A 26770-nucleotide genomic window follows, 5' to 3' on the forward strand; every position below is an offset into this window, starting at 1 on the left:
ACGTCTCGGACCGCGCGGCACCCCGGGCTGTCGTAGATACTGTGCGAAGGTTTAGGGTTCGGTCGCCCGCTGCCTCGCAACCCTCGAGCGGGCCCGGACCAGAAGCGACAGCGCGGTGTGCTAGGCCGGGAGGGGCCGGACACGGGCACACGACGCTTTTGGGGGGCTAGGAAACCTATGGACCCGATCAATCAGGGGCCCGGGGAGCATGGCCAGGACACAACGGACGGCAACGCGCCGCGTCAGCGCCCGCCCAGGGACTCCCTGACCACCGACTTCCAGAACGCGCCCGCACTCGCCCGCACGGTGCGCCTCGTCACCGGCGACTTCCTGCTCACCGTCAACCCGGTCGACGGCAGCGAGATAGAGCCCTGCCCGCCGGGAGAGCAGCCGGGCAGGCCCGCGAAGCTCGGGGCCGCCGAGCGCGCCGCCTCCGACCGCGCGGCCCGGCCCGCCGTACCGCCCGGCCCGGCCCAGCCGGCGCTGCCGCTCCTGGAACGCCAGGACGAACGCGAGCGCCTGGTCCGCCTGCTCGCCCGCGGCCGCTCCGTACGTCTCACGGGACCCCCGGGTTCCGGCCGCACCGCCCTGCTCGACCTGGTCGCCGAGGACTGCGCCGACCTCGCCCCCGACGGCGTGGTCCGCCTCACCGGCTTCCGCCGCACGACGACCGACCTGCTCCACGACCTCTGCCACGCCGTCCACGACGCACCCCTGCACCGCCCCGGCGCGGACGAGTTGCTCGACCTGGTCCGGGAGATCGGCGCGGTCGTCGTCCTGGACGACATCGAGTTCGGTGGCGCGGCCCTCGACGAACTCGTCGACGCCACCCCGGAGTGCGCCTTCCTGATCGCCGCCACCCCGGACGTGCCCGCCCCGTCCGCCGACTCGGCGATCGAGGAGGTCGTCCTCGGCGGCCTGGACCGCGCCGGCGGCGTGGAGATCCTCGAACGCGCCGTCGGCCGCGTCCTCACCGAGGAGGAGGCCAACTGGGCCGGCGACCTCTGGTTCGAGTCCGAGGGTCTGCCCCTCAGGTTCGTCCAGGCCGGTGCTCTGCTCAGGCAGCGCGACCAACTGCGCGCCAGCGCGGGCGCCGTGGACGAGTTCGGGGTCTTCGAGGACCTGCGGCACCCGGTCGACGCCCCCTTGGGCACCCCGCTCGACACGTCCGCCGACGACGGCGAGGACATCCCCCTCCCGTCGCTCGGGGAGGCCGCCGCACCCGCGCCGCTGCTCGCCTCCCGGCTGAGCGCCTCCGCCCGCGCCACCCTGCGCTTCGCCGTCGCGCTCGGCGGCGAGGTCCCGCACCAGGCGCACCTGCCCGCGCTGATCGGGGACACCCACGCGGACGCCGCCCTGGGGGAACTCGTCGGCTGCGGGCTGGTCAGCCCGGTCGGCTCCCGCTACCGCCTCGCGACCGGCGTGCAAACACAGTTGGAGGCCGCCGGATACGCCGACGACGCCGCCGCGAACGCCCTCGCCGCCGTCCAGCACTACACCTGGTGGGCCGGCCACCCCTCCGTCACGCCCGAAAGGGTGTGCGCCGAGGCCGACGCCCTGCTCGCCGCACTGACCGCCCTGGAGCCGTCCTCCGCCGAGCCCGTGACCCCGCTCGGACAGGAGGAGCCCTCGTCACCGCTCGCCGAGGGCGACGAGAGCGCCTGCGTCCGGCTGGCCCGCACCGCCGCCCCCGCCTTCGCCGCGGGGCTGCACTGGAGCGCCTGGGAGCGCGCGCTGCGGGCCGGCGCCGAGGCCTCCCGACGTGCCGGAGAGGTCGCCGAACAGGCCTACTTCCACCACGAACTCGGCGTCGTCGCCCTGTGCGGCGGACAGCTCGAGCGGGCCCGCGCCGAGCTGGAGGCCTCCATCGGCCTGCGCGGCGCCCTCGCCGACAAGCGCGGCACCGTCGTCGGCCGCCGCGCCCTCGCCCTGGTCGCCGACCGTGCGGGCGACGTGCCCGGGATCGGCGCCACGGCGGGCGAGGAGTCGTCCGACGCGCGCCACGAGGAGCCAGCGTCGCCCCCGCGCGGGGCCCCGGCCCCGTTCCCCCAACTCAAGCTCCCCACCGACGACACGCTGGTCACCCACCGGGCCGCGGCCACCGCCCTGCTGCCCAGGGCCCAGGGCGGCGGCAGCCGGCGGCCGGCCCGGCGCAACCTCCTCGCGGCCGGCTCCGGCGTCATCCTCGCCGCGGTACTCGGCACGGTCGTGACCCTCGGCATGAGCTCGAACGACGACGCGGACAAACCAGCCAAGAACGTGAGCGTCAACCCGTCCGCCAGCGCGGGCACCGAAGGGGGCGACCTGGGAGCGGACACGCCGAGGAGGAACAGCGGCGGGGGCGGCGGTGGCACCGGCGTGGCGGTGAGCCACCCGACGGACCCCGGCCCCGGCAGCACCGCGGACGATCCGGCGCCCACCACCACCGCGGCCCAGCCGTCGGACGACCCGAGCGGGACGCAGGGGTCGGGCGGGGACGGTTCGCCGAGCACGTCGTCGAAGCCCACGACGACCAAGCCGTCGACGCCGCACTCGACCCCGCCGAAGACACCGCCGACCGGTTCCACGACACCGCCGACGGGCGGTGGCTCGCCGAGTGGTTCGACGACACCGCCGTCGACCGGCAGCCCCACGGGCACGGCCACCTCGACCGCCCCGTCCACGACCGACAGCGCCAGCGGTCCCACCTCCGGCGGCCCCACCGCGTCCAGCGGTTCGGCGAGCGCTTCCCGGAGCAGCGGCACGGGCCCGACGATCTGACGTACATGAGGGCCGGCCCCCACCCGGGGGTCCGGCCCTCACCGGCGTACGTACGCCCGCGCTTCTCGAAAAGCTCCTCAGAACAGCCGCAGCTTGTCGTCCTCGATGCCCCGGAGCGCGTCGTAGTCCAGCACCTGGCAGCCGATGCCGCGGTCGGTGGCGAGGACGCGGGCCTGCGGCTTGATCTCCTGCGCGGCGAAGATGCCGCGGACCGGGGCGAGATGCGGATCGCGGTTCAGCAGTTCGAGGTAACGGGTGAGCTGCTCCACGCCGTCGATCTCGCCACGCCGCTTGATCTCCACGGCGACGGTCCGTCCCTCGGCGTCCCGGCACAGGATGTCGACCGGGCCGATGGCCGTCATGTACTCACGCCGGATCAGGGTGTAGCCCTCGCCCAGCGTCTCGATGCGGTCGGCGAGCAGTTCCTGCAGGTGTGCTTCCACCCCGTCCTTGATCAGACCGGGGTCCACACCGAGTTCGTGCGAGGAGTCGTGGAGGACCTCCTCCATGGTGATGATCAGCTTCTCGCCCGCCTTGTTGACGACGGTCCAGACCCCCTCGTCCTCGCCGGAACCCTCCTTGAGCGTGCATGGAGGCGACATCCAGTTGAGGGGCTTGTACGCCCGGTCGTCCGCGTGGATCGAGACGCTGCCGTCCGCCTTGACCAGGATCAGGCGGGGGGCCGAGGGGAGGTGGGCGGTGAGCCGGCCGGCGTAGTCGACCGAGCACCGGGCAATGACGAGACGCATGGTCGGCAACGCTACTCGACGTCCCGCGCCTCACGCGATTCGCCCGCCCGTTCCCGCCACCGCCATCAATCGGGGCACTCCGGGCCGCCCTTTTTGCTTTGGAAACTCTTGTTCATCCTTGGCCGATTGTGTGCCCAAAGGGACCGGCCCATGTGCGCATTCTCCTGGTGCGGTCACCTGCCGTTGCCTACGGTAGTGAACGGGAGGTCGCGATACGTGTACTGAGCGTGTCCGGTGTCGCGAACGCCCTTTACCTGTCCGGCAACCCCTGCTGTTCGGGGGTGCGAGAGGAGTACCCATGTCGCTCGACGTCTCACCGGCCCTACTCGAACAGGCCGAGCGAGGCGAGGTCGACGAAGCTGCCTTCGTCGACTGCGTCCGGACCTCCCTGCCCTACGCATGGGAGATGATCAGCTCCCTGGTGGCCCAGCTGAAGGTGGACGGCGGAGACTTCGCCGACAACCGGACGCCCCCGCCGGACGAGCAGGCACGCGGTCAGCTGCTGCGCGCGCTCGCCAGTGACGCGATTCGCGGCGCGCTGCAGCGGCACTTCGGTGTGCGACTGGCGTTCCAGAACTGCCACCGGGTGGCGGTGTTCCCGTTGGACGCCTCGGCCGACGAACGGCTGGCCCGCTTCACCTCGATACGCGGTCAACTGCTGAACCAGTCCCCGGAACTCAGGGACTGCTGACGCGGAGCCCACGGACTGCTGACGCGGTGAACCGCTTGCTTGCCGCTCCGCCCGCGGGAGGTGCAACCAGCACCGGAGCGGCAAGCCCTCGTCGGCCGGGGAGGCGTGACACGAACTCTCAACGGAGCTGGGGCAGCACCTCGGCGCCCAGCCGCCGGACGTTCTCCTCCGTCGCCGCGAGATCACCCGAGCCCTCGACGAGCAGCGCGAAGCGGGAGATGCCGGTGCGCTCCGAGGTGGCCGCCAGACGGTCGGCGCACAGCCGGGGGGAGCCCACCGGGTGCAGCCCGCACAGCAGTTCCGTGTAGGCCAGCGGGTCGCGCATCGCCCGTGCCCGGCCGTCCACCGTCACATGGGCCTCCAGGCCCTGCCTGAGCCAGCCCGGCATCGCCTTCAGCAGGGTCTCCGCCGCGTCGGTGCGCCGGTCCGCGATCTGGCAGACGCCGGCCGACACATGGGCCGCGCGGGCGATCTCCTCGGCCGGACGTCCGGCCGTCCGCGCGTGCTGCCGCCACAGGGCGACCATCTCGGCCTTCTCCTCGTCCCCGACGTGCATCCCGAGCAGCATCGGCAGTCCGCGCTCGGCCGCCAGCCGCACGGTCGCCGGGGAGGTGCAGGCGACGACGACCTCGGGGCCCGGGGTGTCGTCGAGCGCCTCCGACGGGCGGGGCACGACGGGGACCTCGCGGAAGGAGAACCGTTCCCCCGAGGCCGCCACGGCCGGCTCGCGCAGCCAGCGCACCAGCAGATCGAGTGATTCCGGGAACCCCTGCTCGTAGGCCTCCAGGCCCGCGCCGAACACCTCCAGATCCACCCACGGCCCCCCGCGCCCCACGCCGAGCGTGAAACGGCCGCCGCTGGTCACATGCAGCAGCGCGGCCTGCTCGCCCAGGGCGACCGGATGGACGGTGGGCAGCACGCTCACCGCCGTGCCGACCCCGATGCGGCTGGTGCGGCCCAGCAGCAGGGCGGCCAGGGTGACCGCGGACGGGCAGGTGCCGTACGGCACGAAATGGTGCTCGGCCAGCCAGACCGCGTCGAGACCCGCCTCCTCGGAAACCTGCGCCGAGCGGACCGCCCGGTGCAGCGCCTCCCCCTGGCCCTGCCCCGGGAACTGGGCGGCCAGCACAAAACTACCTACGCGCATTGCATTTCCTGCTTCCTCGGCTCCGACGCGGAGCTCCCCCACCGGGCATAACCGTGCGACACGTGCCGAGGACACGGCCTAGCGAAGGGATTTGCGGATTGTCTGCAGAATGAGTCGGCCGGCAGCGGCACTTGTGGTGGTTGGTTCCCTACGCGTACCCCTGTCGGTGCCGCGTAGGCTGGTTACAGCCCGTGCTTCCTGTATAGCCCCGTGAGGTGTCCCGTGTCCCCGCGTCGCAACCGTCTCAAGGGCCCCAAGGGCACGGCCGCGTCCGGCCGGAGCGCCGAGGACGACCGCCCCGGCCGGTACGGCGGCTGGCAGTCCACGGAGAACTGGCGGGGCGAGGACTGGAGCGTGCGGCACGTGGCCGGGTCCGGCGCGGGGGGCAAGACGTACCGCTGCCCGGGCTGCGACCAGGTGATCCCCTCGGGTGTCCCGCACGTCGTGGCCTGGCCGGAGCACTCGGGCGTCGACGACCGCCGCCACTGGCACAAGGCGTGCTGGAACGCCAAGGACCGCCGCACCACGCGGGTGCAGCGGTCCCGTAACGCGCCGAGGTTCTGAAGCGCCCTAGCCGAGCGGGGGTGTCACACGTCCCGCTTCTGCAGCAGCGCGAACGCCCCGGCGAACACGGCGGCCGTCACGCCCAGGGCGATCCACAGCGGGTCCCAGCCGGACGGGCCCGACTCGCTGAGGGAGTTGGAGTAGAAGACGCTCAACTGGTTCGGGATCGAGTACTCGACCAGCTTGTCGCGCACGCTCGACAGTGACTCGGAGAACATGAACAGCGCGATCACCAGCGGGGCGAGCAGGACGCCGATCATGATGGTGATGGCGCCCGCCGAGTGACGGATGATCGAGCCGACCGCGAGCGAGAGCAGCCCGAGGAGGGCGAGGTAGAGGCTGACGCCGACCGTGGCCTTCAGCCACTCCCCGCCGGACGGGTCCTTGGCGGTGCCGTCCAGCATGGACACCTGGGCCATGGCGACGAGTGAGGCCGACGCCAGCGTGACCACGAAGGCCACCCCGAAGAACACGATGGCCTTGGCCGCGAGCACGCGCCCCCGGCTGGGGCAGGCGACCATCGTCGTGCGGATCATGCCGGTGCCGTACTCCGAGGCCGTGGTCAGCACGCCCAGCGTGATCAGACACATGCTGCCCAGCAGCAGCCCGAAGAAGCCCAGGCCGAGCGGGTTCTGGCCCCGCATGCTCCCGTCGTCGGAGCTGTTCGACACCAGCGCGCCGGCGGCCAGCCCGATGCCGACCACCAGCAGCACGAACACGCCCAGCGTCCACATCGTGGAGCGCACCGACTTGATCTTCGTCCATTCGGAGGCGAGCGCGTGCCCGAGGTGCGTGCGCACCACCGGGATCGGCGAGGTGTAGCCGGGATACGAGGCTCCGGGCGCCGCCTGCCACTCGGGCGCGGCGGCTGGTGCCTGCGGCATCGGGGGCTGGTGGGTGCTCATCGGGCGTCCTCGGGCTTGGTCGGGTTGGCGGGGGCGGATGCGGCGGGCTGGGACGATCCGGCTGCCGGGGGCGCGGGCGCGGGCGGGGTCGCCGGGGCGGCGGGCGCCTGCGCGGGCGGCTGGGCGTAAGGATTCGGCTGGGCGGCGCCGGGAGCACCGTAGGCGCCGGGAGCGCCCCCCGCGGGCACCGCAGGCCCCCCGTACGGCCCCGCGGGCGCCCCGCCCTGCGGCGCCGGCTGCCCCTGGGGCGCCCCGAACGGCTGGCCGCCCTGCTGGGGCGGCGGCGGCGCGTACCAGCCCGGCTGGCCCTGACCCGGAACCGGCATGGGCGGCTGGGCGCCCGGCGGCAGCGGCTGCTGCAGGCCCGCCTTCTGGTCGATGGTCGAGCGGTAGTCCACGGCGCCCTGCGTCATCCGCATGTACGCCTCCTCCAGCGAGGCCTGGTGCGGCGAGAGCTCCCACAGTCGTACGTCCGCCTCGTGCGCCAGGTCGCTGATGCGGGGCAGCGGCAGCCCGGTGACGCGCAGCGCGCCGTCCTGCTCAGGCAGCACGTGCCCGCCGGCCTCGGTGAGCGCGGAGGTCAGCTTCTCCCGCAGCTGCGGCTCGGTGTCCGGCGTGCGGACCCGGGCGAAGTCGGCGGAGTTGGCGGAGATGAAGTCCGTCACGCTCATGTCGGCGAGGAGCTGGCCCCGCCCGATGACGATGAGGTGGTCGGCGGTCAGTGCCATCTCGCTCATCAGGTGGCTGGAGACGAACACGGTCCGCCCCTCCGCGGCCAGCGCCTTCATCAGATTGCGCACCCAGAGGATGCCCTCGGGGTCGAGCCCGTTGACCGGCTCGTCGAACAGCAGCACCTGCGGGTCACCGAGCAGCGCGGCCGCGATACCGAGCCGCTGGCCCATGCCGAGCGAGAAGCCCTTGGAGCGCTTCTTGGCCACGTCCTGCAGGCCGACGACCCCGAGTACCTCGTCCACCCGCCGGGCCGGGATGCCCGAGAGCTGGGCCAGGCACAGCAGGTGGTTACGGGCGTGCCGGCCGCCGTGCACGGCCTTGGCGTCGAGCAGCGCACCGACCTGACGGGCCGCGTTGGGCAGCTTGCGGTACGGATAGCCGCCGATGGTCACCGTGCCCGCGGTCGGGTTGTCCAGGCCCAGGATCATCCGCATCGTGGTCGACTTGCCCGAGCCGTTGGGCCCGAGGAAGCCGGTGACGGCGCCCGGTCGCACCTGGAAGGAAAGGTTGTACACGGCGGTCTTGTCGCCGTAGCGCTTGGTCAGGCCTACAGCCTCGATCATGCTCCGCACCCATCGAAAGGTTCAGGACAGCGGGGCACACGCCCCCGTAAGGGTTAGGAGGATATCCGGGCGCTGACGGTTCCGCCCAAGGGGAAGTAAAGCTGGGGGAGAGCAGGCCAGTACGGCGGAACAGGACGAAGCCCCCTGCCGACGGGGGAGTGGCAGGGGGCTTCGTGGGTGTCCGGGGTTACCGGGACTGCTGGGCCGGGACCCCGCGGGAGATCGGCTCGTCCTCGGTCGGCGCACCGGTGGCGGCCACCGCCGCGCCGGTCAGCGTGGCGAGCATCTCGCGGACGTTCGTCAGCTGGGCGTTGATGCTGTCGCGGCGGTTGGTCAGCGCGGCGAGCTCACGCTCGGATTCCGAGCGGATCCGGTCGGCCTTGGCGTTGGCGTCGGCCACGATGTCCTCGGCCTGGCGCTGAGCGGTCTCGACCGTCTGGCGGGCGCGACGCTCGGCGTCGGTGCGCAGCTTCTCCGCCTCCAGGCGCAGCTGCTCCGCCCGGTGCTCGATCTCCGCGAGGCGCTTCTCGGCCTTCTGCTGACGCGAGGCCAGGTCGCGCTCGGACTGCTCGCGGCGCTTGGCGAGGTTCGTCTCGAAGTCCGCGGCGGCCTGCGCGGCCTTGGCACGGGTCTCCTCGAAGAGGGCGTCCGCCTCCTCACGCTTGGACTGCGCGTCCTTCTGCGCCTCGGCACGAAGCTGCGAGGCGTCACTCTTGGCCTTCTCGACGATCCGGACGCCCTCGTCCTCGGCCTTGGCCTTGCGCTCCGCGGCGAACGACTCCGCGTCGTTGCGCACCTGCTGGGCCGCCGACTCCGCGAGCTCGCGGTGCTGCTCGGCCGCGCGCCGAGCCTCCTCACGCAGATCCTTTGCCTCCTCCTCGGCGAGGCGGAGGATCTTCTCGACCCGCGCGCCGAGACCCGCGTACGACGGCTCGGCGTCGCTGATCTGGGCCTGGGCGTTCTGGGTTTCGAGATGGAGCTCCTCGATGCGCTTTTCCAGAGCGGTGATGCGGGCGAGAGCGCTGTCACGGTCGGAGACGAGCTTGGAGATCCGTTCGTCCACCTGAGCGCGGTCGTATCCACGCCGCACAAGCTCGAAGCCGTAGGGGGAAGTGTCGCTCATGGGGTTCCTGTCGAATGAGACCGGTGAGGTGATAGGTGGAATCCTAGGGGCCGAAGCGGTGTGTCATCGAGCGGATACGTGTTTGATCTGGAGAATGACACCTCTTTTGAACATTCGACCCCCGGACGACCAGCCCATCATGTCGCCGAAGACGTGGTCAAAGCACCCAGAAGACATCAGAACCCACCCTGTCCGCTAGCTGTCTGACGACTTGCCACCCGATCGAGGGGGTCCTACGGTGGCCCCCGCCTTGACTCCGCCGTCCTTGCCGGACGACGGGGCCTCGAAGGACTCCAACGCCTCCAACACGTCCTGGACACGGGAGATCTCGGCGTTGATGTCCTCGCGCCGGCGCACCAGGACCTCCAGCTCGCGCTTGCCCTCCTCGACGGTGCGCCGGGCCTCGCGGATCGCCTCGGCCTTGAGCTCCTCGGCCTCCCTGACCAGCGTGGACTTCTTCTGCTCGGCCTCCTTGAGCAGCCCCTCCGCCTTCTTCACCGCGGCGATACGCACCTTGCCCGCCTCGGAGTTGGCCTCCGAGACGATCTCCTTGGCCTTCGCCTGCGCCTTGGCGAGCTGCTCCTCCGCGGCCTTGATCAGCGCGTCGCAGCGGTCGCCGGTCGACTTCATCGTCTCGGCGGCCTCGCGGCGGGCCCGCTCGTGCAGCTCCTCGATCTCGGCCGTGATCCGGTCGCGCAGCTCCTCCGCGCGCTCCCTGATCGCGGTCGCGTCCCGGCGGGCGCCGACCAGCAGCTCGTCCGCGTCCGTACGGGCCTTCTCCACCGTCGAGTTGCCCTCGACCCGGGCCTCGGACACCAGCCGCTCGGCCTCCTGCCGGGCGACGCCCACCATGGTGTCGGCCTGCGACTCGGCCTCCGCGGTGGTCTTCTGCGCCTGCTGCTGCGCCTCGGTGAGCAGCTTGTCGGCCTCGGCGGTGGTCTCGGAGATCAGCTTGTCGACCTGCTCCGCCGCCTCCGAACGCCGCTTGTTGGCGTCCTTGCGGGCCTCGTCCAGCGTCCGGTCGGCCTCCTCGCGTGCGGCCGACATCAGCCGCTCGGCCTCCGCCTCCGCGTCCGCCCTGACCCGCTGCGACTCGGTGCGGATCCGCTCCGCCTGCTGCTGCGCCGAACCGACCGTCTCGGCGGCCTCCGCGCGCAGCCGCTCCGCGTCGCCGGAGGCGTCCGCGATCAGCTTCTCGGCCTTGGCGACCGCCTCGGCCCGCACCCGCTCGGCCTCGGCGGCCGTCTCCGACTGGAGCCGCTCCGCCTCCGCGATCGTCTCGGTCTGCAGCCGCTCGGCCTCGTTGCGCGCCTCGGTGATGAGCGTGTCCGCCTGCGTCGCCGCGTCCGAACGGATCCGGTTGGCGTCCTCCCGGGCCTCCGCACGGGTGCGCGCGGCGGACTGGTCGGCCTCCGCCAGCGCGTCCGACGCCTCGGTCCGCACCCGCTGGGCGTGCGCCGCCGAGTCCGCGCGCAGCCGCTCGGCCTCCGTGATCGCGTCCGCCATCGTGCGCTCGGCGAGCGCCTTCGCGGCCTCGGACTCCTCCTGGGCCTCGCGGCGCAGCCGGCCCGCGTCCTCGCTCGCCCGCTCCCGCTCGGCGTAGGCGTCGGCGCGGACCCGGTCCGCCTCCTCCTCGGCCTCCCGGCGGGTGCGGTCCGCCGCGTGCTCGGCGGCGGAGCGCAGCCCGGTGATCTCCTCCTGCGCCTGCTCGTGCAGCCCGGCGACGGAGTCCCGTACCTGCTGGGCGTGGAGCTCGGCCGCCGACACCATCTCGGTGGCGCGCCGGTCGGCCTCCTCCACCAGCCGGATCGCCTCGGCCTGCGCGTCCTCCACGCGCCGGCGCGCAGACGCCAGGAGTTCCTCGCTCTGCTCGCGGGCCCGCTCACGCTCCTGGTCGGCCTCGGCGCGCGCGGCACCGAGCAGTTCCTCGGCCTCGCGACGGCGGCGGGCGGCCTCCTCCTGGGCGGCGGCCAGCGTCTCGGACGCCTCCGCGGCGAGCCGCTCGGCGGCGGCCTGGGCCTCCGCCCGCACCCGGTCGGCGGTGTCCTGGGCCTCGGTCTTCAGCCGCTCGGCCTCGGCCGCGGCCTCCGAGCGCAGGCGTACGGCGATGGCCTCGCCCTCCGCCCGGGACGCGGACGCGTCCGACGCGGCCTCGTCACGCAGCCGCTCGGCCTCCGTCTCCGCCTGCTGCTGGAGCGTACGGATCCGGTCCGCGGCCTCGGCACGCAGCCGCTCGGTCTCCTCGCCGGCCTCCCGGCGGATCCGCGCGGCCTCCTCCCGGGCGTCCGTCAGCGCCTGCTCGGCGGACGCGAGCCGCGCCTCGGCCTCCCCGTGCAGCCGGGTCAGCTCCTCGGCGGCCTCCGCCTGCCGTGCCTCGAGCGCCCGCTCGGTCTCCTCACGCAGCTCGCGCGCGGCCTGCTCGGCGTTCGAGGTGATGGTCTCGGCGAGCTCCACCGCCTCCTCGCGGGAGCGCTCGTTCTCCGCGCGGGTGCGCTCCAGGACCTCCTCGGCCTGCCGGCGCAGCGTCGTCGCGCGCTCGATGGCCTCGGTGCGGACCTTCTCGCTGTCCGTGGTCGCCTTCTGACGCAGCTCGTCCGCGTCGGCCTTCGCCTTGGACAGCAGCTCCTCGGCCGACCGGGCGGCCTCCTCGATCTGCTGGACGGCCTCCTTGCGGGCCTCCGCACGGATCTTCTCGCCCTCGGCGACCGCGTCGGAGCGCAGCTGCTCGGCCTCGCCGCGCAGCCGGCGGGCCTCCTCCTGCAGCTCGACCGTCTTGGCCCGGTACTCCTTGGTGTCGTCCTTGGCGGCGCCCTTGAGCTGCTCGGCGATGTCGTGCGCCTCGGCGCGCAGCCGGTCGGCCTCGGTCTCGGCCTCGCGCCGGATCCGCTCGGCCTCCTCGGCCGCGGCCTTGGTGGTGTTCCGGGCGTCCTCGGCCGCCTTGTTCAGCACGTCCTCGGCGGTCTTCGCCGCCTTGGACAGCTGGGTCGCGCTCTCCTCGGCGGTGAGCGTGCGGGCGTTCTCGGTGGCCTCCGCGACGATCCGTTCGGCCTCGGCGCGGGCGTCCGCGACCAGCTGCTCGGCCTCGGAGCGGGTGTTCTCGGCCTCCTTGGTGGCCTCCTCGACCAGCCGGGCGACCTGCTCCTTGGCCGTGCGCGTGCGCTGCTCGTTGGTGGACTCGGCGCTGGTCAGGGCCTTGGAGGCGGCCTCCTTGGCCTCCGTGACCAACTTCTCGGCCTCGGTCTGCGCCTTGCGCAGCGCCTCCTCGGCCTCGGCCATGCGCTGCTCGGCGGCCCGGCTCAGCTCACCGGCCTGGCGGCGGGCGGCGTCCGACTCCGTCGCGGTGGAGGCGCGCAGCTGTTCGGCGTGGTCGGTGGCCTCCTGAGCCTGGGTGGAGGCGGCGTTCAGCAGCCGCTCGGCGTCCGCGCGGGCACGGCGCAGCAACTGCTCGGCCTCCGCGCGGGCCGCCTCGGCGTCGCTCTGCAGCCGCTGGCGGGCCTCGGAGGTCAGCCGTTCGGCCTCCGCGCGAGCGGCGGCCATGGCCTGCTCGGCCTCGGCACGCGACTCCTCGAGGAGCCGGCGGGCCTGGGCCTCGGTGCGGGCGCGCAGCTGCTCGGCCCACGCCACGTTCTCGTTGACGTGCGACTCGACCGTCTGCCGGCGCTCGGCCAGCTCCTGGTCGAGCTGCTGACGGCGGGCCACCGCCTCGGCGTGCAGCTCGGCCTGCAGCCGGGCCGCCTGCTCGGCGTGCTCCTGCAGGATGCGCTGGGTCTGCGCGCGGGCCTGGCTCAGCTCCCGCTCGGCGTCCTGGCGCAGCTGGTCGGCCTGGATCTGGGCGTTGCGCAGCAACTGTTCGGCCTGGTAGCCGATGTCACCGCCGTCGAACGCGGGCCGGGACATGATGGTGCGCCGCGCCTCGTGCAACTTGGCGCGCAGCACCTCGACCTGGTAGCCGAGGTCCTCGGCATGCTGGATCGCCTTTTCCCGCTCGGTCTTCAGCCGTTTCATCTCGGCCTCGAACCGAGAGAGGTGGTCGACGTCAGCCGCCGGCTCTCGCTCCTGGCTCTCGTAGCCCCGCACTGCGCGGTCCCATCCGTCCCCTGGTCGCAAGCCTGTCCAAACGAGCTCCGTCCGTCCGCCGAACGGGGCCCCCGGGGAATGGTGTCAGATCAACGGCGGAGCACGGGCTGCTGCCCCGACGCTCGTCCCCCGAAACCTGGACCCCGGTGGTCCTGCCCCTGACGGCAGGACCGGGTCGTCCCGTGTTCGGGGACGACCGCCCCCAACCCTACCGGCCCCTATGTACGAGGGTCAGTGCTCAGGTGTCTCAACAGGCGCGGATGTGACCAGTTCTGTCAGTACGCCGTGGCAGTCCTTCGGGTGCAGGAAGGTGATCCGCGACCCCATGGAGCCGCGTCGTGGCTCCTCGTACAGAACGCGTACGCCCTTCTCCCCGATGGCGGCGGCGTCCTGGTCGACATCCGCCGTACCGAAGGCGATGTGATGGACGCCCTCCCCGTTCTTCGCCAGCCACTTGCCGACCGCGGAGTCCTCGCGGGTCGGTTCCAGCAGCTGGAGGTAAGAGGCGCCGCCGTCGGACGTCTCGTTGATCTTGAGCATGGCCTCGCGCACGCCCTGCTCCTCGTTGACCTCGGTGTGGAACACCTCGAAGCCGTACGTGGCCCGGTAGAACTCGACGGTCGCGTCGAGGTCGTGGCAGGCGATCCCGATGTGGTCGATTCGCGTCAGCATGGTGTCAGTGCACCGCTCCTCGGGGGGTTACGCAACGTGCGAGCGATCACACCGACAGCCAGATGACGGGGTGCGGTACCGGTCAGTACATTCGAAGTAAACCCTCGTTCACTCCTCAGCTCGTGCAGCTGAAAGGGGATCCCACCTCATGTCAGGATCGAACAGCACGACCTCCGTCATCGTCGCGGGTGCCCGTACCCCGATGGGGCGGCTGCTCGGCTCGCTGAAGTCGTTCTCCGGAGCCGACCTCGGCGGCTTCGCGATCAAGGCCGCCCTCGACCGTGCGGGGATCGGTGGCGACCAGGTGCAGTACGTGATCATGGGCCAGGTGCTGCAGGCCGGCGCGGGCCAGATCCCGGCCCGCCAGGCCGCGGTCAAGGCGGGCATCCCGATGAACGTCCCGGCGCTCACCGTCAACAAGGTGTGCCTGTCCGGCCTCGACGCCATCGCCCTGGCGGACCAGTTGATCCGTGCGGGTGAGTTCGACGTGGTCGTCGCCGGTGGCCAGGAGTCCATGACCAACGCGCCCCACCTGCTGCCGAAGTCCCGCGAGGGCTTCAAGTACGGCGCCGTCGAGATGCTCGACGCCATGGCGTACGACGGCCTGACCGACGCCTTCGAGGGCATCGCCATGGGCGAGTCCACCGAGAAGCACAACACCCGCCTGGGCATCGGCCGCGCCGAGCAGGACGAGATCGCCGCCCTGTCGCACCAGCGGGCCGCCGCCGCGCAGAAGAACGGCGTCTTCGAGGCCGAGATCACTCCGGTGGAGATCCCGCAGCGCAAGGGCGAACCGGTCGTCTTCAGCAAGGACGAGGGCATCCGCGGTGACACCACGGCGGAGTCCCTGGGCAAGCTGCGCCCGGCCTTCACCAAGGACGGCACGATCACGGCCGGCTCCTCGTCGCAGATCTCCGACGGCGCCGCCGCCGTGGTCGTGATGAGCAAGGCCAAGGCGCAGGAACTGGGCCTGGACTGGATCGCCGAGATCGGCGCCCACGGCAATGTGGCGGGACCGGACAACTCGCTGCAGTCCCAGCCGTCCAACGCGATCCTGCACGCCCTGAAGAAGGAGGGCCTGGAGGTCTCCGACCTCGACCTCATCGAGATCAACGAGGCCTTCGCCGCCGTCGCCGTCCAGTCAATGAAGGACCTCGGGGTGTCCACGGAAAGGGTGAACGTCAACGGCGGCGCCATCGCCCTCGGCCACCCCATCGGGATGTCCGGCGCCCGTCTGGTCCTGCACCTGGCCCTGGAGCTGAAGCGCCGGGGCGGCGGGGTCGGCGCGGCCGCGCTGTGCGGCGGCGGCGGCCAGGGTGACGCGCTGATCGTGCGCGTGCCCAAGGCGTGAGCGCACTCTCGTCGTAGGTCTCCTTGAAGTCCCTTTCGCGAACGGAGCTGTGATGCAGGACGTCTCCTCACTGGTGGACGGGGCCAGGGCAGGCCGGCCACGGTCCGTGGCCCGGCTGATCTCCCTGGTGGAGGGGGCGTCCCCGCAGCTCAGAGAGGTCATGGCGGCTCTTGCGCCGCTGACCGGGAACGCGTACGTGGTCGGTCTCACCGGCTCCCCGGGGGTCGGCAAGTCGACCTCCACCTCGGCGCTGGTGACCGCGTACCGCAAACAGGGCAAACGGGTGGGGGTCCTCGCGGTGGACCCCTCCTCGCCGTTCTCCGGCGGCGCCCTGCTCGGCGACCGGATCCGCATGTCGGACCACGTCTCCGACCCCGGCGTCTACATCCGCTCCATGGCCACGCGCGGCCACCTGGGCGGCCTGGCCTGGGCGGCCCCGCAGGCGATCCGCGTGCTGGACGCGGCGGGCTGCGACGTGATCCTGGTCGAGACGGTGGGCGTCGGCCAGTCGGAGGTGGAGATCGCCTCCCAGGCGGACACCTCCGTCGTCCTGCTCGCCCCGGGCATGGGCGACGGCATCCAGGCCGCCAAGGCGGGCATCCTGGAGATCGGCGACGTGTACGTCGTCAACAAGGCCGACCGCGACGGCGCGGACGCCACGGCCCGCGAGCTCAACCACATGCTCGGCCTCGGCGAGTCCCGCGGCCCCGGCGACTGGCGCCCGCCCATCGTCAAGACGGTCGCCGCCCGTGCGGAGGGCGTCGACGAGGTCGTCGAGGCCCTGGAGAAGCACCGCGCCTGGATGGAGGAGCGCGGCGTCCTCGCCGAACGCCGCCTCGCCCGCGCGGCCCGCGAGGTGGAGAGCATCGCCGTCACCGCCCTGCGTGAACGCATCGCCGACCTCCACGGCGACCGCCGCCTCGGCGCGCTGGCGGAGCGGATCGTCGCCGGCGCACTGGACCCGTACCGGGCGGCGGACGAACTGGTGGCGGGGTTGACGGAGGGCTGAGCGGCGACGGCGTCCCGGCTCATCGGGGGGCTTGCCCTCAGGAGCCCGGGACCGGTCGGCGGTGGTCCGAAAAACGGGTGCCCCCCGGCACCTGGCGCTGCTAGCTTCACCGGCATGTTCCTCCTCCTGGCATAGAGCGCGCGCCGCACCCGCGCCCGGCAGGCCCGCCGGCCGTCGGTGGCGCGGGGCTTCGGTGTCCCCTCTTCCGCCTCCAGCCGAGGAACCGACTCATGTCCGCGCTCACTTCGTCGCGCCCTTCTCCCGCCCCCCGGCCGTCGTACGCCGCCGTCCTGCGCGTCCCGCACGCCCGCCGCACCTTCGCCGCCGCCCTGACGGCCCGACTGTCGTACGGCACGGTCGGGCTGGCCGTGATGCTGGCGGTGACCCGGGCGACGGGCTCGTACGCCGTCTCCGGGACGGTGATGGCCGTGTTCGGCGCCGCCACCGTCTTCCTCATGCCGTTACGGGCGGCGCTGGTCGACCGGCACGGCGCGCGCCGGGCCCTGATCCCCATGGCGTCGCTGTACGGCGCCCTGCTGTGCGCCCTGGCGGCACTGACCTGGCGTCCCGGCACCCCGCCGGCACTCCTCGGCACGCTCGCCGCCCTCGCCGGTGCCTGCGCACCCCCGCTGGGCCCCACCATGCGTACGGTGTGGGCCGGACTCCTGGACGACCCCCGGCTCGTGCAGCGGGCCTACAGCCTGGACGGGGTCGCCGAGGAACTGCTGTACGTCTCCGGCCCGGCACTGGTCGGCGTCCTCGTCCACTTCGCCCCACCGGCGGCCGGGGTGGCCCTGAGCGCGCTGCTGATCGTGGCCGGGACCTGTGCGTTCGTGGCCTCTCCGGCCGTGCCCGGGCCCCGCGCCGCCGAGCCGAAGGGCAGGCCCGGGCGTCGGTTCGACCGCAGGCTGCTTCCCCCGGTGGTCGTCGCCGCGGGCATGGGCCTCGCGCTCAGCGGCACGGAGCTGCTGGTGATGGCCCTCGCGACCGAGCGCTCGTACGACGGCTCCGTGGTCCCCTGGATCCTGGCCGCGCTCTCGGCGGGCAGCGCGGTGGGCGGGCTGCTCAACGGGGCGGTCGACTGGCACTGGCCGGCGCGGGTGCGTCTGGCGTCCTTCGCCGCCGGCCTCGGCCTGGTGCTCGCCGTCACGGGTCTCGCACCCGGGGTGTGGGTCCTGACGGCGGCCGTCGCGAGCGCGGGCCTGTTCACCGCCCCGGCCCTGACGACGGCGTACCTCCTCGCGGAGGAGACGGCGTCCCCGGCGTCCCGGACGCGGGCGGGGGCCTGGGTGAACACCGCGGTGAACGCGGGCAGCTCGGGAGGTGCCCTGCTGGCCGGGATGCTGATCGGCCGGGTGCCGGTCGCGGTGTGCTTCGTGCTGGCGGGCGGGGTGGCACTGGCGGCCGGCGTGGCCTGTCTCCTGGCCTCGGGCACCGCGGAAACCTCGGGCGCCGCGAAAACTTCGGGCGCCGCGGACAAAGGAGCGGCAGGCGAGACCTGAACACCCGCCTGCCGCTCCGGTCCCCCTGCCGAGGTCAGGGACGTCCCCGCTGCCCCCGCAGATGCTCGGCGATCGGCTTCAGCGCCTTGTCCAGCTCCAGCAGCGCCTCGGGCGAGAGCAGGTCGATGAAGTGCTTCCGCACGGACGCCACATGGTGCGGGGCGACCTTCTTCATGGTCTCCATGCCGTGCTCGGTCAGCACGGCGTAGAGCCCGCGGCGGTCGGACTCGCAGTTCTCCCGGCGCACCAGGTTCGCGTTCTCCATGCGCGTGATCTGGTGCGAGAGCCGGCTCTTGGACTGGAGGGTCGCGGAGGCGAGGTCGCTCATCCGCATCCGCACGTCCTCGGACTCGGAGAGGTTCACGAGGATCTCGTAGTCGTTCATCGTCAGGCCGAAGGGCTGCAGATCCCTCTCGAGCTGGTACGTCAACAGCCTGTTGACCTCCAGGTGGGTGCGCCAGGCGCACTGCTCCGCATCGGTCAGCCAGCGCGTGGCCGTTTCGGTCTCCATGAATGAAGTCTACCTAAAATGTTGAAAAGCGAACTAGTGAGGGTGGTGTGACAGTGCGCACGCGTTCGACGTCACACTCCGCAGACTACCGCTCACAGCCCGAAGCGACGCTGGAGGTCCCCGAGCTGTCCGGGAAGACGCGGTGTTCCCGGCGGTTGCCCTCCGTGTCCACCCGGCGCTCCCGCGCCACCCCCGGGCACACCCGGCTCATGTGGCACCGCACCCGTGGCCTGCTCCGCCATCAGCGTCTCGGTCGACTGCAGCAGCACCGTCCCGGCCCCGACGAACTCGAACTGGTGCTCCTCCCCGGAGGCCCCGCCGAGCCCCGTCATCGCACGTAGACCGCCCATGACGCCCGTCAGATACCCGTGGTCGTAGTGATGGCACGGGGACGGACAGTCGGCCCAGCCGACGAGCGCCTGAGGGTCCACCCGGATGGGGGGTTCCATGAACACCACCGGGCCGTTAGATGCGGCCACGAACTTTCCGGTTCCGATGAGTGTCAGAAAACCCGGCACGATCGACTGTTTGAGGGCGAGACTTGGCTGAAAAGCGAGCAAGTTGCCCGAGCGAATGGTCAGGTTGCCGTCGTCCAGGTCGTAGGAGTTCACATCGAACGCCCGGTCGGCGAGGAGCATCTTCCCCGAGCCCTCCGCCACCACCCAGTCGCTCGCGTGCAGAGGTGAATGGAAGGAAGTGCGGACGAGCCGGTCGAGCCGGCCGTGCCCGACGCCGTTGAAGTCGATCGCCCCGTAGTAGGCGATCATCTTCCCCTTCTGCAGGAACCACTGCCCGCCCTTGAGCTCGACGCAGAAGGTGTACTTGTTGACGTTGTCGTCGACGGGCAGCGTCATGGGGTCGTGCACCACGGGCCCACCGGGGGTTCCGTACCCGGGCCCACCGGGGGTTCCGTACCCGCTCACAGTTTCTCCTCCGAGGCCTGGACGAACACCGTGCCGCTGCCGCTGAGCTCCAGTTGGAACGCCTCGCCCGACCCGCGCCCCACCATGTCGCGCCAGCCGAGCGCGGTGGACAGCTTGTTGCGCACGTCGCCGTGATGGGCGACGTACGCCTGCGGGTCGACGTGGACGGCCCGCTGCGGTGTGATCGGGATCTCGAAGACCCCGCCGTGCGCCATCACCGCCACCGCCCCGTGTCCCTTCAGGGTCGTCGTGAACAGGCCCTGTCCGGTGACCTGCCCCCGCACCATCCCCATCACCCCGCCCTGCGAGCCCATGAACATCGTTCCCTGCTGGAGCGTGCCCTCGAAGGCCAGCAGCCGGTCCGCCTCCACGTAGAGGGTGTCGCCGGAGAGGTTGATGACGTGGACGTGGTGGCCGCCGTGCCCGAAGAAGACCGTCCCGCTGCCCTCGACGGTCATCAGGGGAGTGGCCTCACCGGCGACCCGCCGCCCGAGCATCGACATCAGTCCCCCCTGACCGCCCTGGATGTTCGGGGTGAAGGAGACGTCCCCCTTGTAGGCGAGCATCGCGCCGCGCTGACTGAACAGCCGCTGCCCGGGCAGGACGGTGGCCTCGACCATCTTCGAGTTGATCTCGCGCAGCGCCATGTCACACGTCCCCCGCGATCGTGTTCCGCTCACTGGGCTGGACGTACACCAGCCCGTCCCCCTCGAACCGGATCTGGAACGCCTCGCCGCCGCCCTCCCCGAGGAAGGTGCGGAAGGTCACGCCCGACTGGAAGGACTGCCGGACGTTCCCCTGGTGGGCGATGTAAGCCCCCGGGTCGACGATCAGCGGGTACTGGGGGCTCACCCGGAGCACGACCGCCGGCCCGTCCGACATGATCGCCGCCTGCCCGTGCCCCTCGACGGTCGTCGTGAACAGCCCGTTGCCCTGGGAGGCGCCGCGCAGCCCCGTGAAGGTCGTCCCGGTCCTCAGCCCGGCGTCGGTGGCGAGCAGGTTGCTCGACTCCACGTACAGCTTGTCCCCCTGGAGGGCGACGAGATTGATCTCCGCGGCCCGGTCGGCGAACCAGCACGTCCCGTGCCCCTTCACCTCCATCACGGTCATCTGCTCACCGGTGAGCCGCCGGGTCACCATCCCCCGCAGACCCTCACCGCCTCCGCTCAGCTTCTTGAAGGCCATCTGCCCGTCGTACGCGACCATCGAGCCGTTCTTCGCCTTGACGGCATCACCGGTCATGTCGACGGCGAGCACCTTGCTTCCTTGAAGTCGGAACATCGCCACGGGGTGAAGGTAGCGGCGGACGGAGGGTGCCGGACAGACCCCTACCGCGGGCCAGGGGCGACCGTTTGCCACAATGGGGCGACGATTGTGCTTCCGTTCACAAGGCGACCGCGTCGCCGGCGACTCTCCACCGAAGGTGATCCGTGGACCTCAAGACAGCCTCCGCCATCCGCCGCCTGCGCCTGGTCTCCGTCCCGGAGGGCATCTCCTGGATCGTGCTCGCGGCCTGCACGGTGATCAAGTACACGGTCGCCTCGGGCTTCGACGTGGCCCCGGTGCTGGGCCCGATCCACGGCGTGCTGTTCATCCTCTACGTGCTCTTCTGGCTCGACGCCTGGAACCGCACCAAGTGGGCCAAGGGCAAGGCCGCCGTCTACTTCGCCTACTCGATCATCCCCGGCGGCGGCTTCATCGCCGAGCGCCGGCTCCGCCGCGAGTCCGAGGACGCGGTCATCGCGGCCCGGGCCCGCAAGGAAGGAGTCGTGAACGCATGATCGTCGCCTTCTCCGTGACGCCCCTGGGCGTCGGCGAGGACGTCGGGGAGTACGTCGCCGACGCCGTCCGCGTGGTCCGCGAGTCGGGCCTGCCCAACCGTACCGACGCCATGTTCACCTCCATCGAGGGCGAGTGGGACGAGGTCATGGCCGTCGTCAGGCGCGCAGTCGCCGTCGTCGAGGCACGGGCCCCTCGGGTGTCGCTGGTGCTCAAGGCGGACATCCGTCCCGGGGTGACCGACGGCCTCACCTCGAAGGTCGAGACCGTCGAACGGCATCTGGCCGACTAGCCGGCACGGTCCGTGGCCGCCGCGGAGGTGACGGGCACGGATTCCGTGGCCGCCGCGGAGGTGACCGAAGGCCGAGACGGAGCTGACCGGCATGTGACCGGCGGGTAGGGTCTGATGACGTGCCGAAGCCTCTCAGTCTTCCCTTCGACCCCATCGCCCGTGCCGACGAGCTCTGGAAGCAGCGCTGGGGAAACGTGCCGTCGATGGCCGCGATCACCTCGATCATGCGGGCGCACCAGATCCTGCTGGCGGAGGTCGACGCGGTGGTCAAGCCGTACGGGCTGACCTTCGCGCGGTACGAGGCGCTGGTGCTGCTCACCTTCTCCAAGGCCGGGGAACTGCCGATGTCCAAGATCGGTGAGCGGCTCATGGTGCACCCCACCTCGGTGACGAACACCGTCGACCGGCTGGTGAAGTCCGGGCTGGTGGCCAGGCGGCCCAACCCGAACGACGGGCGCGGCACGCTCGCCACCATCACGGCCAAGGGGCGCGAGGTGGTCGACGCGGCCACCCGGGACCTGATGGCGATGGACTTCGGGCTCGGCTGCTACGACGCCGAGGAGTGCGCGGAGATCTTCGCGATGCTGCGGCCCCTCAGGATCGCGGCGAACGACTTCGACGAGGACTGAGCCGAGGGCGGAGTGGCACCGGGGATGGGCGCCGCCCCGGGACAAGATCTCCCGGAACGGGCGGTTACGCTCGACGGCATGAAAAAGAACGTGCTGACCCGCTACCGCGTCATGGCCTACACCACCGGCGTGCTGCTGGTGCTGCTCTGCCTGAGCATGATCGCGAAGTACGGGCTTCACATGGACGGCGCCGCCGACTTCACCCGCGTCGTCGCCATCGCCCACGGCTGGCTGTACGTCGTCTACCTGATCGTCGCCTTCGACCTGGGCTCCAAGGCGAAGTGGCCGGTCGGCAAGCAGCTGTGGGTGCTGCTCGCGGGGACGGTTCCGACCGCCGCCTTCTTCGTCGAGCGGAAGATCAGCCACGAGCTGGAGTCCAAGGTCGCGGACCAGGCCCCGGCCGCCGTCAAGGCGTAATCCCGACCCGCCGGACGGATCGGGTTCCGCCGGACGGGTCACGCTCCACCGCCGCCCGGGACTCGCGCGGCGGTCAGCCGTCGACATTTACTAGGACGTCCTAGTAAATTCGAGGGTATGGACGCTGACGCCATCGAGGACGGCCGCCGACGCTGGCAGGCCCGCTACGACGCCGCGCGCAAGCGCGACGCAGACTTCACGACGCTCTCCGGCGATGCCGTCGAGCCCGTGTACGGACCCCGGCCCGGGGACACATACGAAGGCTTCGAGCGGATCGGCTGGCCGGGGGAGTACCCCTTCACGCGCGGCCTCTACCCGACCGGCTACCGCGGGCGTACGTGGACCATCCGGCAGTTCGCCGGGTTCGGCAACGCCGAGCAGACCAACGAGCGCTACAAGATGATCCTGGCCGCCGGCGGCGGCGGTCTCTCGGTCGCCTTCGACATGCCGACGCTGATGGGCCGCGACTCCGACGACCCGCGCTCGCTGGGCGAGGTCGGGCACTGCGGGGTGGCCATCGACTCGGCGGCGGACATGGAGGTCCTGTTCAAGGACATCCCGCTGGGCGACGTGACCACGTCCATGACCATCAGCGGGCCGGCCGTGCCCGTCTTCTGCATGTACCTGGTCGCCGCCGAACGGCAGGGCGTGGACCCGTCGGTCCTCAACGGCACGCTGCAGACCGACATCTTCAAGGAGTACATCGCCCAGAAGGAATGGCTCTTCCAGCCCGAGCCCCATCTGCGGCTGATCGGCGACCTGATGGAGCACTGCGCGGCCGGCATCCCCGCGTACAAGCCGCTGTCCGTCTCCGGCTACCACATCCGCGAGGCGGGCTCGACCGCCGCGCAGGAGCTGGCGTACACGCTCGCGGACGGCTTCGGTTACGTGGAACTCGGCCTGTCACGCGGCCTGGACGTGGACGTGTTCGCGCCCGGCCTCTCCTTCTTCTTCGACGCCCACGTCGACTTCTTCGAGGAGATCGCCAAGTTCCGGGCCGCCCGGCGGATCTGGGCGCGGTGGATGCGGGACGTGTACGGGGCGAAGAGCGAGAAGGCGCAGTGGCTGCGCTTCCACACGCAGACCGCCGGTGTCTCGCTGACCGCCCAGCAGCCGTACAACAACGTGGTGCGCACGGCGGTGGAGGCGCTGGCGGCGGTGCTCGGCGGCACGAACTCACTGCACACCAACGCACTGGACGAGACGCTGGCCCTGCCGAGCGAGCAGGCGGCGGAGATCGCCCTCCGTACGCAGCAGGTGCTGATGGAGGAGACCGGCGTCGCCAACGTGGCCGACCCGCTGGGCGGTTCCTGGTACGTCGAGCAGCTCACGGACCGGATCGAGGCCGACGCCGAGAAGATCTTCGACCAGATCAAGGAGCGGGGCCTGCGGGCCCACCCCGACGGCCGGCACCCGATCGGCCCCATCACCTCCGGCATCCTGCGCGGTATCGAGGACGGCTGGTTCACCGGCGAGATCGCCGAGTCCGCGTTCCGCTACCAGCAGGCGCTGGAGAAGGGCGACAAGAAGGTCGTCGGCGTCAACGTAGCCACCGGCTCCGTCACCGGCGACCTGGAGATCCTGCGGGTCAGCCACGAGGTGGAGCGGGAGCAGGTCCGCGAGCTCGGGTCCCGGAAGGCGGCGCGTGACGACGCCCGGGTCCGGGCAGCCCTGGACGCCATGCTGACCGCCGCCCGCTCCGGCACCAACATGATCGAACCCATGCTGGACGCGGTGCGCGCGGAGGCCACGCTGGGGGAGATCTGCGGGGTGCTGCGGGACGAGTGGGGGGTGTACACCGAACCCGCGGGATTCTGACGGGAACGCACTCCACGCGCTGCCCACCGGCCTTCGGACCGGTGGGCAGCGCGCTTCCCGAAACCGGCAGGCGTCCCACGGGTAGGTCATGAGAGTTTACGGATCCGATCCGGCATGGGGGGAAGCGATGGGACTGGACTACAGCTACGACATCTACCTGCGTCCCCGGAACGTCGCCAGGGCGTTGGCCAATCTGGCCGGGCTGGCGCCGCCGACCCGTGCCGTGCCGCCGCTTGAGATCACACTTCCTGGCGGTGACCGGGTCGTCGTCCCGTTCACGTCCCGTTTCGAGAGCCAGCCGGTCGACTGCTCCATGAGCAGCACGCTCAAGCTCGACATGTCCCTCATGTTCGACGTTGATGACGCACTGCGCGAGTACGCGGAGAGGAACGGGCTCGAACCTGCGGCGGACGGACGCATCCAGATCGGGTACGTCTATGCGACGATCAGGTTCGAGTCTTTGCTGCACCCTGATTACGCGTCGGTGGAGTGCTGGGCAGCGGCGTCGGGGATGAGCCGCTTGTTCGCCCGGTCGGCCAACGTCAGGAAGGCGTTCACCGACCTCACCGCCGCCAGCGGCGGGGTGTGCTGCCTGTTCGACACCGGCGACGGCGGCCCCGAGGAGGTGTGTTGGGTGAACGGTGAACCCACCTGGGAGATGGTCTCCGGTCCCCGCTTTCCGGATCGGCGAGCACTTGTGGCGGCTTGGTCCGACCCTGAGAGATGAGCACTAGGGGGTGTCCTGCGTCGCTCCCGCCAGCCCCTGCAGCAGCACCCGCGTGAAGCCGCGCACCCAGTCCTCGTCCGCCGGCTTGCCGCTCACCAGGGTGCGGTGCACCACCGCGCCCGCCACCATGTCGAAGATCAGGTCGACGGTGCGGGCGGCTTCGCCGGGGTCGGCTTCCGGCGGGAGTTCGCCGCGGGTCTGGGCGCGGGCGCGGCCCTCCAGGACCAGCCGCTTCTGGCGGTCCACTATCGAAGTGCGGACACGTTCCCGAAGGGCCTCGTCGCGGGTGGATTCCGCCACCGCCGCCATCAGCCCGCTCTTGGCCTCCGGCCGGGCGAGGATGGCCGCGAGCTGCAGCACCACGCCCTCGATGTCGGCGGCGAGGCTGCCGCGGTCGGGGAGTTCGAGTTCGTCGAAGAGCTCGGCCACCGCGTCGACGACGAGTTCGTTCTTGCCCGCCCAGCGGCGGTAGAGGGTGGTCTTCGCAACCCCCGCCCGTGTGGCCACGTCTCCCAAGGTGAGCTTGGACCAGCCGAGTTCCACCAGCGCCTCCCGGGTCGCGGCCAGGATCGCGGTGTCCGCGGCGGCGCTGCGCGGGCGTCCGGGGCGGCTGGCGGGGCTGCGGCTCTGCATGACCCGACCATAACCGGCCGTTCCTGTGAGGCCGTGAGGGAGATCACCGGGGCGGACTGTCGTCCGCGCCCCCAATGGCATTACGCTACGACTCGTAGCGAAAGCGATGACCAATCCGGCGCAGGGTGGGGACCCGACGCCGCAAGCGCTTCACAATGCCTTTTCACACACACGCGGGAACGGGGGAGGATAGACGCATGCAGCCACGGAACATGTCCATGAGCGGCGTCGTCGACCTCGCCGCGGTGAAGGCGGCCCAGGAGGCCAAGGCCAAGGCCGAGCAGACGCGCGCCGAAGCCGCCCGGCAGGGCGCCGGCGCCGGGGCCGTCTCCCCGGCCGATCTCGTCATCGACGTCGACGAGGCCACCTTCGAACGCGATGTCCTCCAGCGGTCCGCCGAGGTACCGGTCGTCATCGACTTCTGGGCCGAGTGGTGTCAGCCCTGCAAGCAGCTGAGCCCGGTCCTGGAGCGGCTGGCCGTCGAGTACAACGGCCGTATCCTCCTCGCGAAGATCGACGTCGACGCCAACCAGATGCTGATGCAGCAGTTCGGGGTGCAGGGCATCCCGGCCGTCTTCGCCGTCGTGGCGGGGCAGGCGCTGCCGCTCTTCCAGGGAGCCGCCGGCGAGGCGCAGATCCGGCAGACCCTCGACCAGTTGGTGCAGGTCGCCGAAGAGCGCTTCGGGCTCACCGGCCTGAGCGTCGACCCGGACGCCCAGCCCGGCGGCGGCGCGGCGACGGAGGACCGGGCGCCGGCGGGCCCGTACGACGCCCTGCTGGAGGCGGCCGTACAGGCCCTGGACGCCGGGGACCTCGGCGGAGCCGTCCAGGCGTACCGGAACGTACTCAACGACGACCCGGCCAACACGGAGGCGAAGCTCGGCCTGGCGCAGGCGGAGTTGCTGCAGCGGGTGCAGGGCGCGGACCCGCAGCAGGTGCGCAAGGACGCGGCCGACAAGCCGAACGACATCGACGCACAGATCGCCGCCGCCGACCTGGATCTGGTGGGCGGGCACGTGGAGGACGCGTTCGGCCGGCTGATCGACACCGTGCAGCGCACGGTGGGTGACGACCGGGACACCGTACGGCGCCGCCTGCTGGAGCTGTTCGAGGTGGTCGGCCCGGAGGACCCGCGTGTCGTGGGCGCGCGGCGGGCGTTGGCGAGGGCCCTGTTCTGAGGCGGCCGTTGACCAGTC

The 26770-nt window shown here is 71.7% G+C and carries 25 protein-coding genes; 13 read left to right on the forward strand and 12 right to left on the reverse strand.

Translation table 11 applies throughout. The features are described from left to right. Positions 1-177 precede the first annotated feature (177 nt). On the forward strand, positions 178-2760 hold the full coding sequence (locus ACFYZQ_RS25205; protein WP_389151762.1) for an ATP-binding protein: 2583 nt from the start codon (positions 178-180) through the stop codon (positions 2758-2760). 77 nt (positions 2761-2837) lie between these two features. Here the strand turns inward: ACFYZQ_RS25205 and nucS are convergent, their stop codons facing one another. Further along, a complete protein-coding gene (gene nucS, locus ACFYZQ_RS25210; RefSeq protein ID WP_389151765.1) occupies positions 2838-3509 on the reverse strand; it encodes an endonuclease NucS in 672 nt (223 codons plus the stop codon). 298 nt (positions 3510-3807) lie between these two features. Here nucS and ACFYZQ_RS25215 point away from each other — a divergent pair, with 298 nt between their 5' ends. Continuing rightward, positions 3808-4200, forward strand: a complete 393-nt coding sequence (locus ACFYZQ_RS25215) for an SCO5389 family protein (protein ID WP_388802045.1) — start codon at positions 3808-3810, stop codon at positions 4198-4200. A 118-nt stretch (positions 4201-4318) separates the two neighbouring features. Here ACFYZQ_RS25215 and ACFYZQ_RS25220 read toward each other — a convergent pair whose 3' ends face one another. Next, positions 4319-5347 carry an LLM class flavin-dependent oxidoreductase gene (locus ACFYZQ_RS25220; protein ID WP_389151768.1) on the reverse strand — a complete coding sequence of 343 codons (1029 nt, stop codon included), beginning with the start codon at positions 5345-5347 and terminating at the stop codon, positions 4319-4321. 222 nt (positions 5348-5569) lie between these two features. On the opposite strand from ACFYZQ_RS25220, the gene ACFYZQ_RS25225 reads away from it, so the two are divergent. Further along, positions 5570-5911: an ATP/GTP-binding protein gene (locus ACFYZQ_RS25225; RefSeq protein WP_389151771.1), complete on the forward strand. Its 342-nt coding sequence runs from the start codon at positions 5570-5572 to the stop codon at positions 5909-5911. A 23-nt stretch (positions 5912-5934) separates the two neighbouring features. On the opposite strand, the gene ACFYZQ_RS25230 is transcribed toward ACFYZQ_RS25225, so the two are convergent. The 5 genes from ACFYZQ_RS25230 to mce form a co-directional block, all read right to left on the reverse strand. Then, positions 5935-6816 carry an ABC transporter permease gene (locus tag ACFYZQ_RS25230; RefSeq protein ID WP_389151774.1) on the reverse strand — a complete coding sequence of 294 codons (882 nt, stop codon included), beginning with the start codon at positions 6814-6816 and terminating at the stop codon, positions 5935-5937. Then, complete coding sequence (locus ACFYZQ_RS25235; protein ID WP_389151777.1) at positions 6813-8111, reverse strand: ABC transporter ATP-binding protein; 1299 nt, start codon at positions 8109-8111, stop codon at positions 6813-6815. Before ACFYZQ_RS25235 ends, ACFYZQ_RS25230 begins: the two co-directional genes overlap by 4 nt. 187 nt (positions 8112-8298) lie before the next feature. Beyond that, positions 8299-9234, reverse strand: coding sequence for a cellulose-binding protein (locus ACFYZQ_RS25240; protein ID WP_389151780.1), 936 nt, complete (start codon positions 9232-9234; stop codon positions 8299-8301). A gap of 195 nt (positions 9235-9429) precedes the next feature. After that, positions 9430-13311: a polarized growth protein Scy gene (gene scy, locus ACFYZQ_RS25245; RefSeq protein ID WP_389151782.1), complete on the reverse strand. Its 3882-nt coding sequence runs from the start codon at positions 13309-13311 to the stop codon at positions 9430-9432. Between the two features lie 231 nt (positions 13312-13542). Then, positions 13543-13983 (reverse strand): methylmalonyl-CoA epimerase, encoded by a 441-nt coding sequence (gene mce / locus ACFYZQ_RS25250; protein WP_388802065.1) that lies wholly within the window; start codon positions 13981-13983, stop codon positions 13543-13545. A 148-nt stretch (positions 13984-14131) separates the two neighbouring features. Here mce and ACFYZQ_RS25255 point away from each other — a divergent pair, with 148 nt between their 5' ends. From ACFYZQ_RS25255 to ACFYZQ_RS25265, 3 genes are all read left to right on the forward strand, one after another. Continuing rightward, the gene (locus tag ACFYZQ_RS25255; protein WP_389151785.1) at positions 14132-15334 is read left to right on the forward strand and encodes an acetyl-CoA C-acetyltransferase; all 1203 of its coding nucleotides are present in this window, start codon (positions 14132-14134) and stop codon (positions 15332-15334) included. A 52-nt stretch (positions 15335-15386) separates the two neighbouring features. Beyond that, a complete protein-coding gene (gene meaB, locus ACFYZQ_RS25260; RefSeq protein WP_389151788.1) occupies positions 15387-16343 on the forward strand; it encodes a methylmalonyl Co-A mutase-associated GTPase MeaB in 957 nt (318 codons plus the stop codon). A 230-nt stretch (positions 16344-16573) separates the two neighbouring features. Then, positions 16574-17845 (forward strand): MFS transporter, encoded by a 1272-nt coding sequence (locus ACFYZQ_RS25265; protein ID WP_389151791.1) that lies wholly within the window; start codon positions 16574-16576, stop codon positions 17843-17845. A 34-nt stretch (positions 17846-17879) separates the two neighbouring features. Here the strand turns inward: ACFYZQ_RS25265 and ACFYZQ_RS25270 are convergent, their stop codons facing one another. The 4 genes from ACFYZQ_RS25270 to ACFYZQ_RS25285 form a co-directional block, all read right to left on the reverse strand. Further along, complete coding sequence (locus ACFYZQ_RS25270; protein ID WP_389151794.1) at positions 17880-18356, reverse strand: MarR family winged helix-turn-helix transcriptional regulator; 477 nt, start codon at positions 18354-18356, stop codon at positions 17880-17882. Between the two features lie 92 nt (positions 18357-18448). Then, on the reverse strand, positions 18449-19210 hold the full coding sequence (locus tag ACFYZQ_RS25275; RefSeq protein ID WP_389152245.1) for an AIM24 family protein: 762 nt from the start codon (positions 19208-19210) through the stop codon (positions 18449-18451). A gap of 65 nt (positions 19211-19275) precedes the next feature. Further along, entirely contained in the window at positions 19276-19926 is a 651-nt protein-coding gene (locus tag ACFYZQ_RS25280) for an AIM24 family protein (protein WP_389151797.1), read from the reverse strand. Position 19927: 1 nt separating this feature from the next. Next, positions 19928-20560, reverse strand: coding sequence for an AIM24 family protein (locus ACFYZQ_RS25285; RefSeq protein ID WP_389152248.1), 633 nt, complete (start codon positions 20558-20560; stop codon positions 19928-19930). A 149-nt stretch (positions 20561-20709) separates the two neighbouring features. Here ACFYZQ_RS25285 and ACFYZQ_RS25290 point away from each other — a divergent pair, with 149 nt between their 5' ends. The 6 genes from ACFYZQ_RS25290 to ACFYZQ_RS25315 all read left to right on the forward strand — a co-directional run bounded on the left by ACFYZQ_RS25290 (position 20710) and on the right by ACFYZQ_RS25315 (position 24941). Continuing rightward, a complete protein-coding gene (locus tag ACFYZQ_RS25290) occupies positions 20710-21060 on the forward strand; it encodes a DUF3817 domain-containing protein (RefSeq protein ID WP_389151800.1) in 351 nt (116 codons plus the stop codon). Continuing rightward, positions 21057-21350: an MTH1187 family thiamine-binding protein gene (locus ACFYZQ_RS25295; protein WP_389151803.1), complete on the forward strand. Its 294-nt coding sequence runs from the start codon at positions 21057-21059 to the stop codon at positions 21348-21350. Before ACFYZQ_RS25290 ends, ACFYZQ_RS25295 begins: the two co-directional genes overlap by 4 nt. Positions 21351-21469: 119 nt before the next feature. Further along, positions 21470-21979: a MarR family winged helix-turn-helix transcriptional regulator gene (locus ACFYZQ_RS25300; RefSeq protein ID WP_389151806.1), complete on the forward strand. Its 510-nt coding sequence runs from the start codon at positions 21470-21472 to the stop codon at positions 21977-21979. 78 nt (positions 21980-22057) lie between these two features. Then, the gene (locus ACFYZQ_RS25305; protein ID WP_389151809.1) at positions 22058-22396 is read left to right on the forward strand and encodes a DUF3817 domain-containing protein; all 339 of its coding nucleotides are present in this window, start codon (positions 22058-22060) and stop codon (positions 22394-22396) included. A 117-nt stretch (positions 22397-22513) separates the two neighbouring features. After that, positions 22514-24214 carry a methylmalonyl-CoA mutase gene (locus ACFYZQ_RS25310; RefSeq protein ID WP_389151812.1) on the forward strand — a complete coding sequence of 567 codons (1701 nt, stop codon included), beginning with the start codon at positions 22514-22516 and terminating at the stop codon, positions 24212-24214. Positions 24215-24341: 127 nt separating this feature from the next. Next, on the forward strand, positions 24342-24941 hold the full coding sequence (locus ACFYZQ_RS25315; protein WP_389151814.1) for a hypothetical protein: 600 nt from the start codon (positions 24342-24344) through the stop codon (positions 24939-24941). A 3-nt stretch (positions 24942-24944) separates the two neighbouring features. Here the strand turns inward: ACFYZQ_RS25315 and ACFYZQ_RS25320 are convergent, their stop codons facing one another. Continuing rightward, positions 24945-25574 carry a TetR/AcrR family transcriptional regulator gene (locus ACFYZQ_RS25320; protein WP_389151817.1) on the reverse strand — a complete coding sequence of 210 codons (630 nt, stop codon included), beginning with the start codon at positions 25572-25574 and terminating at the stop codon, positions 24945-24947. Between the two features lie 197 nt (positions 25575-25771). Here ACFYZQ_RS25320 and ACFYZQ_RS25325 point away from each other — a divergent pair, with 197 nt between their 5' ends. Continuing rightward, positions 25772-26752, forward strand: a complete 981-nt coding sequence (locus tag ACFYZQ_RS25325; protein WP_389151820.1) for a tetratricopeptide repeat protein — start codon at positions 25772-25774, stop codon at positions 26750-26752. Positions 26753-26770: the final 18 nt, after the last annotated feature.

The organism is Streptomyces sp. NPDC001843, assembly GCF_042891955.1.
Taxonomy (GTDB): Bacteria; Actinomycetota; Actinomycetes; order Streptomycetales; family Streptomycetaceae; genus Streptomyces.

Bases quoted from the DNA above. Each gene is read 5' to 3' on its own strand.
- ACFYZQ_RS25220 (WP_389151768.1), bottom strand. From the start codon at position 5,347: ATGCGCGTAGGTAGTTTTGTGCTGGCCGCCCAGTTCCCGGGGCAGGGC.
- ACFYZQ_RS25305 (WP_389151809.1), top strand. From the start codon at position 22,058: ATGAAAAAGAACGTGCTGACCCGCTACCGCGTCATGGCCTACACCACC.
- ACFYZQ_RS25320 (WP_389151817.1), bottom strand. From the start codon at position 25,574: ATGCAGAGCCGCAGCCCCGCCAGCCGCCCCGGACGCCCGCGCAGCGCC.
- ACFYZQ_RS25310 (WP_389151812.1), top strand. From the start codon at position 22,514: ATGGACGCTGACGCCATCGAGGACGGCCGCCGACGCTGGCAGGCCCGC.
- meaB (WP_389151788.1), top strand. From the start codon at position 15,387: ATGCAGGACGTCTCCTCACTGGTGGACGGGGCCAGGGCAGGCCGGCCA.
- ACFYZQ_RS25315 (WP_389151814.1), top strand. From the start codon at position 24,342: ATGGGACTGGACTACAGCTACGACATCTACCTGCGTCCCCGGAACGTC.
- ACFYZQ_RS25235 (WP_389151777.1), bottom strand. From the start codon at position 8,111: ATGATCGAGGCTGTAGGCCTGACCAAGCGCTACGGCGACAAGACCGCC.
- ACFYZQ_RS25295 (WP_389151803.1), top strand. From the start codon at position 21,057: ATGATCGTCGCCTTCTCCGTGACGCCCCTGGGCGTCGGCGAGGACGTC.
- ACFYZQ_RS25205 (WP_389151762.1), top strand. From the start codon at position 178: ATGGACCCGATCAATCAGGGGCCCGGGGAGCATGGCCAGGACACAACG.
- mce (WP_388802065.1), bottom strand. From the start codon at position 13,983: ATGCTGACGCGAATCGACCACATCGGGATCGCCTGCCACGACCTCGAC.
- nucS (WP_389151765.1), bottom strand. From the start codon at position 3,509: ATGCGTCTCGTCATTGCCCGGTGCTCGGTCGACTACGCCGGCCGGCTC.
- ACFYZQ_RS25230 (WP_389151774.1), bottom strand. From the start codon at position 6,816: ATGAGCACCCACCAGCCCCCGATGCCGCAGGCACCAGCCGCCGCGCCC.
- ACFYZQ_RS25265 (WP_389151791.1), top strand. From the start codon at position 16,574: ATGTCCGCGCTCACTTCGTCGCGCCCTTCTCCCGCCCCCCGGCCGTCG.
- ACFYZQ_RS25270 (WP_389151794.1), bottom strand. From the start codon at position 18,356: ATGGAGACCGAAACGGCCACGCGCTGGCTGACCGATGCGGAGCAGTGC.
- ACFYZQ_RS25215 (WP_388802045.1), top strand. From the start codon at position 3,808: ATGTCGCTCGACGTCTCACCGGCCCTACTCGAACAGGCCGAGCGAGGC.
- ACFYZQ_RS25280 (WP_389151797.1), bottom strand. From the start codon at position 19,926: ATGGCGCTGCGCGAGATCAACTCGAAGATGGTCGAGGCCACCGTCCTG.
- ACFYZQ_RS25240 (WP_389151780.1), bottom strand. From the start codon at position 9,234: ATGAGCGACACTTCCCCCTACGGCTTCGAGCTTGTGCGGCGTGGATAC.
- ACFYZQ_RS25285 (WP_389152248.1), bottom strand. From the start codon at position 20,560: ATGTTCCGACTTCAAGGAAGCAAGGTGCTCGCCGTCGACATGACCGGT.
- ACFYZQ_RS25255 (WP_389151785.1), top strand. From the start codon at position 14,132: ATGTCAGGATCGAACAGCACGACCTCCGTCATCGTCGCGGGTGCCCGT.
- ACFYZQ_RS25275 (WP_389152245.1), bottom strand. From the start codon at position 19,210: ATGACGCTGCCCGTCGACGACAACGTCAACAAGTACACCTTCTGCGTC.
- ACFYZQ_RS25325 (WP_389151820.1), top strand. From the start codon at position 25,772: ATGCAGCCACGGAACATGTCCATGAGCGGCGTCGTCGACCTCGCCGCG.